Below are 16,134 nucleotides of genomic sequence, written 5' to 3'. Positions count from 1 at the left end.
TGCTTAACGCAGTTTGAGCGTGGACAAACCGAACAGACACAACATCAACGTGATGATCCAGAAGCGCACGACCACCTGCGTTTCCTTCCATCCCGACAGTTCGAAATGGTGATGCAGCGGCGCCATCTTGAAGAGACGCCGTCCTTCGCCGAAACGGCGCTTGGTGAATTTGAACCACGTGACCTGCAACATCACGGAGAGCGTTTCCGCGACGAAAATGCCGCCCATGATGAACAGCACGATTTCCTGACGCACGATCACCGCGACCGTGCCGAGCGCGCCGCCGAGTGCGAGCGCGCCGACGTCGCCCATGAACATCTGCGCCGGGTGCGTGTTGAACCAGAGGAACGCGAGCCCCGCGCCGCCCATCGCCGAACAGAAGATCAGCAATTCACCGGCACCGGCGATATGCGGAAACAGCAGATACTTCGAATAGACCGAGCTGCCCATCACGTACGCGAACACGCCGAGCGATGCGCCGACGAGCACGACCGGCATGATCACGAGACCGTCCAGACCGTCGGTGAGATTGACCGCGTTGCTCGCGCCGACGATCACCAGATACGTCAGTACGATGAAGCCCCACACGCCGAGCGGATAGCTGATCGACTTGACGAACGGCAGCAACAGGTCGGCGCGCGCGGGCAAGCCCATCGACAAGCCGCTGCGCACCCACGCCATGAACAGATCGAACACGCGCACATTGCTCGCTTCCGAGACGCTGAACGCGAGATACACCGCCGCGAACAGACCGATCACCGACTGCCAGAAATACTTCTCGCGCGAGGACATGCCGCGCGGGTCCTTGTAGACCACCTTGCGATAGTCGTCGACCCAGCCGATCACACCGAAGCCGAACGTGACGAGCATCACGATCCAGATGAAGCGGTTGGTCAGATCGGCCCACAACAGCGTGGCCACGGCGATGCCGAGCAGAATCAGCACGCCGCCCATGGTCGGCGTGCCGGATTTGACGAGGTGAGTCTGCGGGCCGTCTTTGCGGACGGCCTGGCCGACCTTCATCGCGGTCAGCTTGCGGATCACCGCCGGGCCGCAGACGAGCCCGATCAGCAGCGCGGTGATGGTCGCCATCACCGCACGGAAAGTCAGATAACTGAACACGCGCAAGAAGCTTGCGTCATTCTGCAGCCATTGCGCCAGCGCCAGTAGCATGCTTCGGTCCTTCTATTTCAATGTGCGGCGGGCGTCGAGCCCGCAGCGTTGGGTTGTGGACTCGTTACGGCGTCCACCACGCGCTCCATTTGCATGAAGCGCGAGCCTTTCACGAGAAACGTTGCGGCAGCGCCGAAACCGGCCTGCTGCAATTGCGCGATCAACGCGCCGACGTCGGCCACGTGATGCGCGCCCGCGCCGTATGCGGTGCAGGCGTCGCGCGAAGCGTCGCCCATCGCGTACAGCGCGTCGATGCCGCGCTCTTTGGCGTACGCACCGATTTCGCGGTGGAACGCCGGACCGTTGTCGCCCACTTCGCCCATGTCGCCCATCACCAGCACGCGCGGTGCGGCGCGCGAGGCCAGCACGTCGATCGCGGCGCGCATCGAGTCGGGATTGGCGTTGTAGGTGTCGTCGATCACGGTGGCGCCGGCGAGCGTGCCGAGCACGGCCTGCTTCACCTGCAAGCGCCCTTTCACGGCGCCGAACGATTCGAGGCCGCGCTTGATCGCGTCGAGCGACACGCCCGCTGCCAGCGCGGCGGACGTTGCGGCCAACGCGTTGTGCGCGTTGTGGTCCCCGAGCACTTGCAGCGTGACGTCGAGATGGCCTTCGGGCGTGTCGATGCTCAGTTGCTTGCCGTCGAACGTGCCCGTGACCGCCGCTTCGGTCGCGCGGCCATCGTTGTTCAACGCGAAGTCGATGATGCGGTTGCCGGTTGCGGCCACGCGCCAGATGCTCGCGTAGGCGTCGTCCGCCGGGAAAACCGCGACGCCTTCGGGCTTGAGTGCGTGAATCACGCTCGCGTGTTCGAGCGCGACCGCCTCGACGGTCGCCATGAACTCCTGATGCTCGCGCTGCGCGTTGTTCACCACGGCCACCGTCGGCTCGGCGATTTTTGCGAGCAGCGAGGTTTCGCCCGGGTGGTTCATGCCGAGTTCGACCACCGCCAGTTGATGCGCGGCGTGCAGACGGAACAGCGTGAGCGGCAAACCGATGTCGTTGTTGAAGTTGCCCGCGGTTGCGAGACGCGCGTGATCGCCGACGGCGGCGGCGAAGATCGACGCGATCATTTCCTTGACCGTGGTCTTGCCGTTGCTGCCCGTCACCGCGACGAGCGGCATGCCGAACTGGCGACGCCAGCCGCGGGCGAGCGCGCCCAGTGCGACGCGCGTGTCGGCCACGCGAATCGCGGGCACGTTCCAGCCGTCCGGCGTGCGCGTGACGAGCGCGGCCGTGACGTGGCGCGCCGCGACTTCCGGCAGGAAGTCGTGCGCGTCGAAACGCTCGCCCTTGATCGCGACGAACAGATCGCCGGGGCCGGCGCTGCGGCTGTCGGTCGACACGCGTTCGAAGGCGACGCCGTCGTCGCCGAGCACGGTTGCGCCGGGAATCAGCGCGGCGGCGTCACGCAGCGTGAACATGCTCATTCGCCACCTCCGCGTGCGTGCGTCGCCCGCGCGGCGAGCGCGAGGCGGGCGTGGTCCTGATCGGAGAAAGCGCGTTTCTTGCCCATGATTTCCTGTGTTGCCTCATGCCCCTTGCCGGCCAGCACGATGACGTCTTCGCGCGCGGCGCCGCGGATCGCTTGCAGGATCGCGCTCGCGCGGTCCTCGACGCGGCGCGCCTTCGACGCGTCCTTCATGCCCGCGGCGATCTGTTCGATGATCGACTGCGGGTCTTCGCTGCGCGGGTTGTCGCTGGTCACGACGACGGCGTCCGCGAATCGCTCGGCGATCGCGCCCATCAGCGGACGCTTGGTCGCGTCGCGGTCGCCGCCGCAGCCGAACATGCAGATCAGTTCGCCGCCGCGCGCGGCCGCCATCGGGCGCAGCGCGTCCAGCGTTTTTTCGAGCGCGTCCGGCGTGTGTGCGTAATCGATTACAACGAGCGGTTCGTCGTTTTGCAGGCGACCACCGAGGCGTTGCATGCGGCCGTTCACCGATTCGAGCTTCGCGAGCTCGGCGAGCGCGGCGTCGAACGGCACGTCGGCGGCGAGCAGCGCGCCGAGCACGCCGAGCAGATTGCTGACGTTGAACGCGCCGAGCGTTTGCACTTCGACTTCGGCGTTGCCCCAGTCCGACGTGGTCAGCTGGAATGCGGTACCAGTGGCGGTTGCGCGTACGTTCGAGGCGAGCAGCAACGCGTCGGCTTGCGGCGCGTCCTGCAATGCGGCGTCGAGTCCGTAGGCAAGGGTGCGCGCTTGGCCCCGCGTGCTGGCGAGCAGGCGGCGGCCGGCGGCATCGTCGCGATTGATCACGGCCGCGCGCAGGTCCGGCCACGCGAACAGACGCGCCTTCGCGGCCTCATAGGCGTCGAACGTGCCGTGATAGTCGAGGTGGTCTTGCGTGAGATTCGTGAACACGGCGATGTCGAACGCGGTGCCGTTCACGCGCTCCTGATGCAGCGCGTGCGACGACACTTCCATCGCCACCGCCTGCGCGCCCGCCTCGCGCAATTGCGCGAGGCTGCGCTGCAGTTGCGGCGCGTCGGGCGTCGTGAAACCGGTGTGCACGAGCTGACCCGGCAAACCGGTGCCGAGTGTGCCGATGATCGCGCAACGCTGGCCGAGCGCGGTCAGCGCCGCCGAGATCCACTGGCTGCACGAGGTCTTGCCGTTCGTCCCGGTGATGCCGACCGTCAGCATGCTGTCGCTCGGATCGTTGTACCAGCCGCTCGCAATCGAACCGGCGAGTTCGTTCAACGCCGGCACGGCGAGCGTGATGGACGGATCGATCGTGCCGCCAAAGCCTTCGGGCTGAACCAGCACCGCAGCTGCGCCACGCTCGATCGCGCCGTCGATGAATGGGCGGTTGTCCGCGCCCTCCACCGCGTAGGCGAAAAACACGTCGCCAGCCGCGAGCGAGCGCGTGTCGGCATGCAGATGCGCGTCTGGCTGCACGTGAGCGTGCAGCCAGGTCAGGGCGTCGGCGATCTGCCGGTGCGCTGGATGCTTTTTACGCAGCGCGCTCATCGCTCGACTCCGGGGTGGCTCTTCGCGCTGGCGGAAATCGTCATCTTCTTCGCGCCGGCGCTGGTGGAAATCTTCTTGGCGCCCGGCGGCGTAGCCGGCGCGCCGGGGGCGGGCGGCGCCGAATCGTCGGACACGACCATCTGCTTGACCGGCATGTCCGGCGGCACGTTCAGCGAGCGCAGTGTATCGCCGACGATGCCCGAGAACACCGGGCCCGACACCTGGCCGCCGAAGTGGCTGCCCGCCGTCGGTTCGTCGACCGACACGGCCACGACGATGCGCGGATTCGGCATCGGCGCCATGCCGACGAACGATGCGCGGTATTTGGAGTGGTCGTAGCCGTGCGCACCGTGCTTGTACGCGGTACCGCTCTTGCCGCCGACGCGATAACCCGGCACCGCCGCATCGGGCGACGTGCCGCCGGGCGCCGTCACGGTTTCGAGCATCGCGCGCACTTCACGCGCGGTGGTCGGCGCGAAGATCTGCGGGCCGGTGGCCGGCTGGTCGCCAGGCGTGCGGAAAATCGACACCGGCATGATCTCGCCGTCATGCGCGATCGCGGTGTACGCGCGGCCCAGCTGGAACAGCGACACCGACAGGCCGTAGCCGTACGACATGGTCGCCTGCTCGATGCGGCGCCAGCTTCTCCACGGACGCAGACGGCCCGCCGCCGCGCCGGGGAAACCGACCTTCGGCGCCTGACCGAGACCGATGCTGGTGTACATGTTCCACATCTCTTCGGGCTTGAGCTGCATCGCGATCTTCGTCGCGCCGATGTTGCTCGACTTCTGGATCACGCCGCCCACCGTCAGCACGCCGAAGCCGCTGTCGTCGGTAATCGGTGCGCCATCGAGCACAAAGCGGCCCCCTCCCGTATCTACCAGTGTAGTCGGCGTCACGCGGTGCAGATCGAGCGCGAGCGACACCGTGAACGGCTTCATGATCGAGCCCGGCTCGAACGTGTCGGTCAGGATGCGGTTGCGCAACTGGTCGCCGGTCAGGTGCGAGCGATCGTTCGGGTTGTAGGTCGGATAATTGACGAGCGCGAGCACTTCGCCAGTGCGCACGTCGATCACCATCGCCGCGCCGGCCTTCGCCTTGAACTTTTCGACGGCCGCTTTCAGGTTCGTGTACGCGATGTACTGGATCTTGCTGTCGATCGACAGATCGACGTCCTGGCCGTTGTGCGGCACGACCTGCTCGTCCACATCCTCGATGATGTGGCCCATGCGGTCCTTGATCACGCGCCGGCTGCCCGACATGCCGGCGAGCAGCTTCTGGTCGCCGAGTTCGACGCCTTCCTGGCCTTCGTCCTCGACGTTCGTGAAGCCGATCAGGTGAGCCGTGATCTCGCCTTCCGGATAGAAACGCTTGTATTCGTCGCGCGCATAAATGCCGGGGATGTCCAGCGCCGTCACTTTCGCGGCGACGTCGACCGGCACCTGGCGCTTCACGTAGACGAAGTTCTTGTCCTCCGACAGCTTGCGGCGCAGTTCCTTGTTCGTCATGCCGAGCAATTGCCCGAGCGAATTCAGCTTGTCCGCGCCGAGGTCGTCCGGCACCGATTCGGGAATCGCCCAGATCGCACGCACCGGCAGGCTCGTGGCGAGCACGAGCCCGTTGCGGTCGAGAATCTTGCCGCGCGTGGCCGGCAATTCGAGGCGGCGCTGATAGCGGATTTCACCCTGCTTCAGGTAGAACGCATTGCCGGGCCCCTGAATCCAGAAGGCGCGCGCGGCCAGCGCGACGAACGCCATGAACAGCAGGAACACGACGAGTTTCGAGCGCCACATCGGCAAGCGCACGGACAGGATCGGATTGGCCGAAAAGGCGACGCTCTTGCGAGCTGACGATTTTTTCATCGCACGCCTCCGCGACGGGTCGCCGCCGGCGCGGACGCCGGACCGGAGGTCGGAATCGGCGCGTCTTCGGCGCGCGCGGCGCCCGGATCGAGCGTCAGATATTGCGTGCGGCCGGTCGTGACCGACTGCATCTTCAGCGAAGCGGTGGCGAGCTGCTCGATGCGCGAGGTCTTCGAGAGCGCGCTCTGCTGGTACTGAAGCTGCGAATAGTCCTGCTGCAGCTGGCGCTCCTGCGATTGAGCGCGCTGCAACTGGATGAAGATCTGGCGCTGCTGATTGGTCGCATTGACGACCGACAAGGCGCAACCCATCACGATGATCAGCAGGAAGATGTTGAGACGATTCATGGCGCGATCCGCTCCGCCACACGCATCACGGCAGAACGGGCACGCGGATTCGCGGCGACTTCAGCGTCGCTCGCAAACACGCGGCCGATGATTTTGAGCGGGGGACTCGGCAGATCGACGGCGCGGATCGGCAGACGGCGATCGACCGCAGGCGCACTGGCGTGCGCCTGCATGAATCGCTTGACGATCCGGTCCTCGAGCGAATGAAAGCTGATGACCACCAGCCGCCCCCCTTGCTCCAACAGCGACAACGCTGCTTCTAAAACGACTTGCAGCTCCGCAAGCTCTTGATTGATGTGAATCCGTATAGCTTGAAAGGTGCGGGTTGCCGGATCCTTGCCCTTCTCACGGGTTTTGACGACGTTAGCCACGATTTGGGCAAGCTCGCCCGTGCTGACGAGAGGCCCAAGACGGTCGGACTCTGCCCGGCGAGCAACAAGCGCCTTTGCAATCTGAAAAGCAAACCGTTCTTCCCCATAATCTCGTATCACCTCCGTCAGTTCCTGCACCGTGGCCCGCGCCAGCCAGTCAGCCGCGGACTCGCCGCGCGTCGGGTCCATCCGCATGTCGAGCGGGCCGTCGGCGCGGAAGCTGAAGCCCCGCTCCGGATCGTCGATTTGCGGCGACGATATGCCCAGATCCAGTAAAACCCCCGACACCCGTCCTACCCCGCGCTCCGCAATCGCGGTGCGCAGTGAAGCAAAACTCTCGTGCACGATGCCAAAGCGCGGATCCGCGATTCTCTGCGCCGTGGCGATGGCGAGCGGGTCCTTGTCGAACGCGATCAGACGCCCCGACTCGCTCAACCGCTCCAGCACGAGGCGACTGTGACCGCCGCGCCCGAACGTACCGTCCACATACACGCCGTCCGCGCGTGTGACCAGCGCATCGACCGCTTCATCCAGCAGCACCGTGCGATGCTGCAATTCGTTTCCCATCGCAGGTGCCATATATGTAAGCCGCGATCAGAACGTGAAATTCTTCAACGCTTCGGGCATGCCCTCGGCGATCGCCGCCTGTTCCTTCGCGGCGTAGGTTTGTGCGTCCCATAACTCGAAGTGACGCCCCATGCCGAGCAAGGTCACTTCTTTCTCCAGCCCACCGGCCGTGCGCAGTTCCGGCGACACGAGCACGCGGCCTGCGCCGTCCATATCCACATCCATTGCGTTGCCGAGAAAAATGCGCTTCCACCAGGCCGCGTTCATCGGCAGCTTGTCGACCTTGTCGCGGAAGATTTCCCATTCAGGGCGAGGAAAGAGCAACAGGCAGCCGTCCGGGTGCTTGGTGATCGTCACCCGGCCCTCTGCCTGTGTTTGCAGCGCATCCCGATAGCGAGAGGGAATCGACATCCGCCCTTTCGCATCGAGCGTCAGCGCCGACGCCCCTTGGAACACTTCGTTCTCCCCTGTCGACCGGAGTTGGCGCTTTAGCGCCTACTCCGCTCCCATACAACTGGTTGCTCTCGGCACTTTTGTGCCCGCTGTCCGATTCGTGAAAATCTACCCCAAACCGCCCGTGAGATCACACAAAAATACACTTTCTCACACTGTCTCCCACTTTAGAGTAACGATAAACAGGGGTCAAGGGAGCTAGCCGGTTTTCGAGCGAATTTTGTTTGTTAGAACAAGGACTTAGCGCGACTACTTCACATCAGACATAAAACGGAAAACCGTTATAAATGAATGAGCTAGTGCAACTTGTGAAGGTGATACGTGAAAAGTCTGAGGGAACAGTACGGAATGAAAGAGATCGCGGCGGGGAATTAAGAGATAGCAGAGGGCGATTCGGGGACCTGCGGCGGACGGCGCGCGAGGCGCCGTCCCACTTTCGGAAGCGAGTGCGCGGTGGCCGCGCCTTTATATGTAATAGGCAGTGCGAGTCATGACTTTCGAAGCCGCACGCATCAGCGCGCGCGCGGGGAACGGCAACTCAACGCCGCCGGCATCCATGGCCGCCTTGCCGTGCGCCATTTCGTCCGCGCGCATCTGCGCGACGATTGCGCGCGACTCGTGGTCCGCAGCGGGCAGGTGATCCAGATGGCTGTCGAGATGCTGCTCCACCTGGCGCTCGGTTTCAGCCATGAAGCCGAGACTCACGCGGTCGCCGAGACGCCCCGCCGCGAGGCCGATCGCCAGCGCCCCGGTATACCAGAGCGGATTCAGCAGGCTGGGACGCGAGTCGAGCGCTTCGAGACGTTTGGCGGTCCACGCGAGGTGATCCTCTTCCTCAACGGCGGCGTGATCGAACACGGCACGCAACGACGGCGACCGGGTCGCGAGTTTCTGGGCCTGATACAGCGCCTGCGCGCATACCTCGCCGACATGATTCACGCGCATCAATCCGGCCGCGTGCGCACGCTCCGCCGGTGACAGTTCGGGCACCTGCGCCGTCACCGCCGATTCTTGCGGAACCGGTAACGGACGACTCATCCGCGATACGCCCGTCATTGAGCGTAAACCCCGATCAAACTCGCTAATCAACTCGTCCAGAAACATTAAGCACTCCCTGATTCAACAACCGCTTTCTCGAACCGGCGGGTCCGCGCGACAAGGCTTTACGGCGCAAAACCGATTTCGCGGCGAGCGCGAATCCACATGAATCAACCGGCCAATTTTCGATTTTAGACCATGTTGCGTAAACGAAACAGGAGCGTTCCTGGCTATCTCCTTTTTCTTTGTGCCATGTATGCCTTTTGTTACATTACGTGCAACTTCTCGCGAAGTTAGACAGCAAGGCCTCAACGCTAGATAAATATTCGCCTTGTACAAAAGATTCGTAATCCTTGGAGATCATTCGATGAAAAAGTCGCTTCTCGCTCTTGCAGCACTGGGCGCATTCGCAGGCGTCGCACATGCTCAGAGCAGCGTGACCCTGTACGGCATTATTGACGTTGGTATCAACATGAATACCAACGCAAACGGCAGCCACAAGTACGACATGTCCAGCGGCGTGATGCAAGGCTCGCGTTTCGGCCTGCGCGGCACGGAAGATCTGGGCGGCGGTCTGAAGGCAATCTTCGTGTTGGAAAACGGTTTTGACGTGACCAACGGCAAGCTGGGTCAAGGCGGCCTGATGTTCGGTCGTCAAGCTTACGTCGGCCTGTCGAGCCAGTTCGGCACGGTCACGCTGGGTCGTCAGTACGACTCCGTCGTCGACTACGTCGGTCCGCTGGAATCGGGCGACCAATGGGGCGGCTACATCGGTGCTCACCCGGGCGACATCGACAACTTCAACAACGCATACCGCACCAACAACACGGTCAAGTTCACGAGCGTGAACTACGGCGGCCTGACGTTCGGCGGCACGTACAGCCTTGGTGGCCAGGCAGGCAACTTCACCGGCAACCAGATCTGGTCGTTGGGTGCTGGCTATAACAACGGTCCTCTCGTGTTGGGCGTCGGCTACTTGAACGCACGCACGCCGGCAGCGACGGGCGGCCTGTTCAACAACGGCGGCACCACGACGGCAGCGGGTGCTGCAGTGACGAACCCGATCTACGGTGGCTTCACGTCGGCTAACACGTACCAGGTGATCGGTGCGGGCGGCGCATACACGTTCGGCGCGGCAACGATCGGCCTGACGTACTCGAACATCCGCTTCGCCAACCTCGGCAAGACGTTCGCGTCGCAGGTCACTGGCCAGTCGGCTACGTTCAACAACGGCGAAATCAACTTCAAGTATCAGTTGACCCCGGCATTGCTGGTCGGCGCAGCGTATGACTACACGCGCGGCGCGGAAATCAACGGTGCGGACCGCGCTCAGTACCACCAAGGCTCGGTGGGCGTGGATTACTTCCTGTCCAAGCGTACCGATGTCTACGTGATCGGCGTGTACCAGCATGCTCTGGGCGAAACGCTCAACCAGGCTGGCGCTCCGGTCGACGCAACGGCAGGCATCAACGGCCTGACGGGTTCGACGAGCAACAACCAGTTCGCGGCTCGCGTCGGCATCCGCCACAAGTTCTAATAAGTCGTAAAAAAGCAGTTTGCCTCCAAGGCGCCTTCGGGCGCCTTTTTTTATGGCGGATTGCGCTGTGTTGCGTGGTGCGATGTGATGGCGAAAGAGAAAGCCCCGCAGACCTTCGTCTGCGGGGCTTTCTCTTTCGCTATGCATTAGCTTGCGTCAGCTTCGTGCCAAATCAGGCGCCTTGATGGTCGCCTTATGCCCGCCCGTCGCGCAACTCGCGGCGCAGAATCTTGCCGACATTGCTCTTCGGCAGTTCCGCGCGGAATTCGACGATCTTCGGCCGCTTGTAGCCGGTCAATTGCGTCTTGCAGTACGCGAAGATATCCGTGTCGGTCAGCGCCTCGTCCTTCTTCACGACGAACAGCTTGACGGCCTCGCCCGAGTGCTGGTCCGGCACGCCGACCGCGGCGACTTCGAACACGCCCGGCAACTTGGCGACCACGTCCTCGATTTCGTTCGGGTATACGTTGAAGCCGGACACCAGAATCATGTCCTTCTTACGGTCGACGATCTTCACGAAGCCGTGGGCGTTCATCAGGCCGACGTCGCCCGATTTGAAGAAACCGTCCGGCGTCATCACCTTGGCGGTTTCGTCTGGCCGGTTCCAGTAGCCGGCCATCACCTGCGGGCCGCGAATGCAGATTTCGCCCGGCTGACCGAGCGGCACTTCGTTGCCTTCGTCGTCGCGAATCGACACGTCCGTGGACGGTAGCGGCAAACCGATCGTCCCGCTGTATTCGGTGACGGTCACCGGATTGCACGTCACGCACGGCGACGTCTCCGACAACCCGTAACCTTCGACGATCGGCGTATTCGTCAACTCGTACCAGCGTTTAGCGACCGCCTCCTGCACGGCCATGCCGCCGCCATTCGCGGTGAGCAGTTTCGAGAAGTCGAGCTTGTGGAAGTCCGGACTGTTCAGCAACGCGTTGTACAGCGTATTGACGGCGGGGATCGTCGTGATCGCATAACCTTGCAGCGCCTTGATCATGCCGGGAACGTCGCGCGGATTCGGAATCAGCACGCCAAGGCCGCCGGTGCGGATCGTCAGCAGCCCGCATACGGTCAGCGCAAACACGTGATAGAGCGGCAATGCTACGACGGTGATGCACTGATCGATGTCCGGACGGTTCTCGCGAACCGGATTGAGCCAGACTTCCGACTGCAAGACATTGGCGATCAGGTTCCGATGCAGCAACGTCGCGCCCTTGGCCACGCCGGTCGTTCCGCCTGTGTACTGGAGAAATGCGACGTCGTCCGGACCTTGTGGCACCGGCTTGAAGTGCTGGCGCCCGCCTTCCGAGATCGCAGTGTTGAATCTGATGTGACCCGGCAGATTCCACACCGGCACCATCTTCTTCATCTTGCGCACGACGAAGTTGACCAGCGTGCCCTTGATGCCCATCAGATCGCCCATCGCCGCCACAACGACGTGCTTGACCGAGGTATTGCGCACGATCGCTTGCAGCGTGACCGCAAAGTTTTCGAGCAGGATGATCGCTTCCGCGCCGCAGTCCTTCAACTGATGTTCGAGTTCGCGCGGCGTGTACAGCGGGTTCACGTTCACGACCACGTAACCCGCTCGCAGAATCGCGGCAATCGCGACCGGGTATTGCAGCACGTTCGGCATCATGATCGCGATGCGCGCGCCGCGCGCGAGGCCCTTCGCCTGAAACCACGCAGCGAGCTTGCGCGAAAGCGCGTCGAGCTCGCCGTAGCTGATCTCCTGGCCCATGCAGACGAATGCCGGTTTGGCGCGATGCTCGCGAAAGGCCTCTTCGAGCAGCTCGGCAACCGATGAATAGCGCGTTGCGTCGATGTCTGCGGGAACGCCGGGCGGATAGGAATTCAGCCAGATTTTGTCCATGCAGCGTCTCCTGATTTATTTTCGAATGGTCGTGCTAAAAATGCATCGTAGCATGGGCACCTCGTCGCTATTCGCGAAATGCGGCCGGGTTAGACGATAGCCTCCAACCCGCGGGAGGCGAGCGCTGCAGGGATTGCTAGCGGGTCTCAGACACGCTCGACTTCGACGAGGCAGTCGTAGAAAGTGGCGGATCCGCCCAGATCGGTGAGCGCCTGGCTCGTCACCTGGTTCGCATTGCGACCGTCTGGCGCAAGCTTTTTCCACCAGATGGAGAGGCCGACGACCAGCCCTTCGCGCGCTTTGTCGGTGACGCGGGCGCGCGCTTGCATCGAGCCGCGATCGTTGAAGATGCGCACCTGAACACCGTCGACGATGCCCCGCGCGTGCGCATCCACAGGATGGATGTCCAGATGCGGCTCGCCTTCCGTCGCGCGCAGGCTCTCGATATTGACGAACGTGCTGTTCAGGAAATTGCGGGCGGGCGGCGAGATCATCGCGAGCGGGTAACGCGCGGCGAGTTCGGGCGCACCGTCGGCGGATTCGTAGGGCGGCAGATAGTCGGGCAACGGATCCAGGCCTTGTTGCGCGAGGCGCTCACTGTAGAACTCACATTTGCCGGACGGCGTTCTGAAGCCACCGTCGGCGAAAGGCGCGTCGGGCAGATTCAGCTTCGCCCAGCCGACCTTCTTCAGCGTCTCCCAGTCAGCGTCGTCCAGCGTGCCGTCCTGCCAGCGGAAGGCGGCCTGTGCGACGGCTTCGTCGCTTTCGAACAGCGCCGGTTCGTCGAGACCCATCCGGCGTGCGAGGCCACGGAAGATTTCCGTGTTCGGACGTGCGTCACCGACCGGGGCGATCGCCGGCAAGTTGAGCATCACATGCGTGTGACCGTACGACTTGTGCACGTCGAGATGTTCGAGCTGCGTCGTCGCGGGCAGGAGCAGATCGGCATAGTCCGCAGTGTCAGTCTGAAAATGCTCGAGGACGATCGTGAACAGGTCTTCGCGCGCGAAACCCGCCGCGACCCGCTCCGAGTCCGGCGCGACCGCAACAGGATTCGAGTTGTAGACGACGATGGCTTCGAGCTTGGGGCCGAACGCGGCGTCGCCCGGATGCAGCAGCGCGTCGCCAATCGCGTTCATATTGATCACGCGGCTTGGCTTGGCGGGCCAACCCGGCATCAGGTCCGGACGCTGCAGCGCATGCGAATCGACCGGTGCCCAGCCTCCCGATGAAAGCAACGCTCCGCCCGCTCTTTCGCGCCATGCGCCCGTCAGCGACGGCAGGCAAGCAATCGCGCGTACGGCGTTGCCGCCACCGCACACCCGCTGCAACCCGTAGTTCATGCGAATCGCGGCCTTCTTCGTACTGCCGTAAAGTCGCGCAAGATCGACGATCACCGACTCTTCGATACCGCAAATCTCGCTGACGCGCGACGGCGGATAACTGAGCGCACGCGCCTTCAGTTCCGCGAAGCCCAGTGTGTGAGCCGCAATGTAAGCGTGATCGAGCAGGTTCTCCGTGATCAGCACGTGCATCATGCCGAGTGCTAGAGCGCCGTCCGTGCCGGGCTTCAGTGCAATGTGCTGGTGGCATTTTTCCGCCGTCAGCGAACGGTACGGATCAATCGCAATCAGACGCGCGCCACGACGCTTGGCTTCCTGGGCGCGGGTCCAAAAGTGCAAATTCGATGCGATGGGATTCGCGCCCCAGATCAGGATCACCTCGCTCTCGGCGAAAAACTCCGTGAGCATGCCGATGCCCGCGCCATACGTGTACTTCAAGCCGGCTGCGCCGGCCGCCGCGCAAATCGTGCGGTCGAGCTGCGAGGCGCCGAGCTTGTGAAAGAACCGCTGCGCAATGCTGTCGCCCTGCACCAGCCCCATCGTGCCGGCATAGCTGTAAGGCAAGATCGCCTCCGGCGAACGGCGCGCAATCTCCGATAGACGGGTGGCCGCGAGTTCTAGCGCTTCGTCCCAGGTGATCGACTCGAAGCGGCCCTCGCCTTTGCGGCCGACACGCTTCATCGGCGTGGTTAGCCGGTTCGGATGGTACACACGCTCCGCATAGCGGCTGACCTTGGTACACAACGCGCCTTGCGTCGGAGGATGCTCGGGATCACCGGCAATCTTGATCGCCCGGCCATTCTCGACAGTCACACGCATCGCGCAAGTGTCAGGGCAATCGTGCGGGCACACGGCGCGAGCGAATTCAGTCGGGGCGTTCATTGTCGGAGATTCGTCGAAGAAGCAGTAAGCGGTGAGGTGAGCGGGATTTTATTACGTCCATCGGCAGTTAGCCTGGATGGTGCCGCCAAAATTGCCTTCGGCGTAGAATCGTTTATCACCGTGCCCGGGTCGATTTGACCCCGAGCGATCCAACGCAAGTCAAAGCACAAGCGCAATATCACTCCATCATGAAACTGATCCCAGAAATCCAGGCCGCTCACGGCGAAATCCAGACCCTTCGACGAACAATTCACGCCAACCCTGAACTGCGTTACGAAGAGACTTCGACTGCAGATCTCGTTGCCAGAACGCTTGAGTCCTGGGGCATTGAGACTCATCGAGGATTAGGCAAAACCGGCGTGGTCGGCATCTTGAAGCGTGGCAATAGTTCTCGCGCCATTGGCCTGCGCGCTGATATGGACGCGCTGCCGATCCAGGAATTGAACAGCTTCGATCATCGGTCGAAACACGACGGCAAAATGCACGCATGCGGCCATGACGGACATACCGCGATGCTTCTCGGGGCCGCGCGGCATCTGGTCAAACACGGCGAATTCGATGGCACGATCGTATTCATTTTCCAGCCGGCTGAAGAAGGCGGTGCCGGCGCCCTGGCGATGATCGACGACGGTCTGTTCGTCAAGTTTCCGGTCGATGCGGTGTTCGGCATTCATAACTGGCCGGGAATGCCGGCGGGGCACTTCGGCGTGACCGAAGGCCCGATCATGGCATCGAGCAACGAGTTCCGTATCGAAATTAAAGGCGTGGGCTCGCACGCGGCGCTCCCGCACAACGGCCGAGATCCCGTCTTTACAGCGGTGCAGATCGCAAACGGGCTGCAGAGCATCATCACGCGGAACAAAAAGCCGCTCGATACTGCAGTCCTGTCCATTACCCAGATTCACGCCGGCGACGCGGTCAATGTCGTCCCAAATGATGCCTGGATCGCCGGGACGGTTCGGACATTCACCACTGAAACACTCGATCTGATCGAAGCGCGCATGCGCAAGATCGCTGAAAGTACAGCCGACGCTTACGATTGTTCCGTCACGATCCACTTTCATCGAAATTATCCGCCGACTATCAACAGTGGCGAAGAAGCACGTTTTGCAGCTTCGGTTATGAAGGAGGTCGTTGGGGCAGAGAATGTCGACGACGCAGTTGAGCCCACAATGGGCGCCGAGGACTTCTCGTTCATGCTGCTGGCGAAGCCGGGTTGTTACGCATTTTTGGGCAACGGCGACGGCGGCCATCGGGATGCCGGTCATGGAGCCGGCCCTTGTATGCTGCATAACGCGAGTTACGATTTCAACGACGAGTTATTGCCAATCGGGTCGACGTATTGGGTTCGTCTGGCACACCGGTTTCTGGCGCAAGGAAAATAGCGGTCGTGATGTGAGGCGGCGTTTGTGCAGCGCCGCTTGGATTGCGCTGCCGAGCGGGCGCGTGATGGCGTTGGTAATGTGATTTGCGGGAAATGTACTCGCGCCATTTAGCACTGCTGGTGTATGCAGACGCGCTGCGGATCGGGAAGCGCTGAGGTACGGGTGTGGAGCGTACGGGCGAAGCCGCCGCCCGGTCTTTTTCCGTTAGTCCGCACGACGCTGTTCCCGCGTCCGCTCCCACGCCGTAAACGCAGAAACCCCACCTTTTGGGGGTGGGGTTTCTGTTGCTGCTAGGGAGCCTGACGATTACCTACTTTCACACGGGCAATCCGCAC

12 protein-coding genes are annotated in these 16,134 nt (G+C 62.7%); 2 read left to right on the top strand and 10 right to left on the bottom strand.

From position 1 onward, the window contains the following. Positions 1-3 precede the first annotated feature (3 nt). From mraY to coq7, 8 genes are all read right to left on the bottom strand, one after another. Positions 4-1,173: a phospho-N-acetylmuramoyl-pentapeptide-transferase gene (gene mraY, locus ACZ9H4_RS10950; RefSeq protein ID WP_063497428.1), complete on the bottom strand. Its 1,170-nt coding sequence runs from the start codon at positions 1,171-1,173 to the stop codon at positions 4-6. 17 nt (positions 1,174-1,190) lie between these two features. Continuing rightward, complete coding sequence (locus ACZ9H4_RS10945; protein WP_408150308.1) at positions 1,191-2,603, bottom strand: UDP-N-acetylmuramoyl-tripeptide--D-alanyl-D-alanine ligase; 1,413 nt, start codon at positions 2,601-2,603, stop codon at positions 1,191-1,193. Next, positions 2,600-4,147 carry a UDP-N-acetylmuramoyl-L-alanyl-D-glutamate--2,6-diaminopimelate ligase gene (locus ACZ9H4_RS10940; protein WP_408156781.1) on the bottom strand — a complete coding sequence of 516 codons (1,548 nt, stop codon included), beginning with the start codon at positions 4,145-4,147 and terminating at the stop codon, positions 2,600-2,602. The genes ACZ9H4_RS10945 and ACZ9H4_RS10940 overlap by 4 nt, the downstream gene beginning before the upstream one ends. Further along, the gene (locus ACZ9H4_RS10935) at positions 4,144-6,009 is read right to left on the bottom strand and encodes a peptidoglycan D,D-transpeptidase FtsI family protein (protein WP_408150311.1); all 1,866 of its coding nucleotides are present in this window, start codon (positions 6,007-6,009) and stop codon (positions 4,144-4,146) included. Before ACZ9H4_RS10935 ends, ACZ9H4_RS10940 begins: the two co-directional genes overlap by 4 nt. After that, entirely contained in the window at positions 6,006-6,356 is a 351-nt protein-coding gene (ftsL, locus tag ACZ9H4_RS10930) for a cell division protein FtsL (protein WP_408150313.1), read from the bottom strand. The genes ACZ9H4_RS10935 and ftsL overlap by 4 nt, the downstream gene beginning before the upstream one ends. After that, a complete protein-coding gene (gene rsmH / locus ACZ9H4_RS10925) occupies positions 6,353-7,306 on the bottom strand; it encodes a 16S rRNA (cytosine(1402)-N(4))-methyltransferase RsmH (RefSeq protein ID WP_408150315.1) in 954 nt (317 codons plus the stop codon). The genes ftsL and rsmH overlap by 4 nt, the downstream gene beginning before the upstream one ends. Before the next feature lie 15 nt (positions 7,307-7,321). Next, positions 7,322-7,750, bottom strand: coding sequence for a division/cell wall cluster transcriptional repressor MraZ (gene mraZ, locus ACZ9H4_RS10920; RefSeq protein WP_120289375.1), 429 nt, complete (start codon positions 7,748-7,750; stop codon positions 7,322-7,324). Positions 7,751-8,212: 462 nt separating this feature from the next. After that, positions 8,213-8,851 carry a 2-polyprenyl-3-methyl-6-methoxy-1,4-benzoquinone monooxygenase gene (coq7, locus tag ACZ9H4_RS10915; protein WP_408150317.1) on the bottom strand — a complete coding sequence of 213 codons (639 nt, stop codon included), beginning with the start codon at positions 8,849-8,851 and terminating at the stop codon, positions 8,213-8,215. Between the two features lie 301 nt (positions 8,852-9,152). Here coq7 and ACZ9H4_RS10910 point away from each other — a divergent pair, with 301 nt between their 5' ends. Next, positions 9,153-10,322 carry a porin gene (locus ACZ9H4_RS10910; RefSeq protein WP_408150319.1) on the top strand — a complete coding sequence of 390 codons (1,170 nt, stop codon included), beginning with the start codon at positions 9,153-9,155 and terminating at the stop codon, positions 10,320-10,322. Positions 10,323-10,515: 193 nt separating this feature from the next. On the opposite strand, the gene ACZ9H4_RS10905 is transcribed toward ACZ9H4_RS10910, so the two are convergent. Both ACZ9H4_RS10905 and ACZ9H4_RS10900 read right to left on the bottom strand, forming a co-directional pair. Next, a complete protein-coding gene (locus ACZ9H4_RS10905; protein ID WP_408150321.1) occupies positions 10,516-12,189 on the bottom strand; it encodes a long-chain fatty acid--CoA ligase in 1,674 nt (557 codons plus the stop codon). A 146-nt stretch (positions 12,190-12,335) separates the two neighbouring features. After that, the gene (locus ACZ9H4_RS10900; RefSeq protein WP_476119041.1) at positions 12,336-14,414 is read right to left on the bottom strand and encodes a molybdopterin-containing oxidoreductase family protein; all 2,079 of its coding nucleotides are present in this window, start codon (positions 14,412-14,414) and stop codon (positions 12,336-12,338) included. 188 nt (positions 14,415-14,602) lie between these two features. Here ACZ9H4_RS10900 and ACZ9H4_RS10895 point away from each other — a divergent pair, with 188 nt between their 5' ends. Continuing rightward, on the top strand, positions 14,603-15,799 hold the full coding sequence (locus ACZ9H4_RS10895) for a M20 aminoacylase family protein (RefSeq protein WP_476119040.1): 1,197 nt from the start codon (positions 14,603-14,605) through the stop codon (positions 15,797-15,799). Positions 15,800-16,134 lie beyond the last annotated feature (335 nt).

This window comes from Paraburkholderia sp. TE9906 (assembly GCF_056279605.1).
The sequence above is the reverse complement of the archived record's forward strand: the minus strand, read 5'-3'. Positions and strand labels throughout refer to the sequence as shown.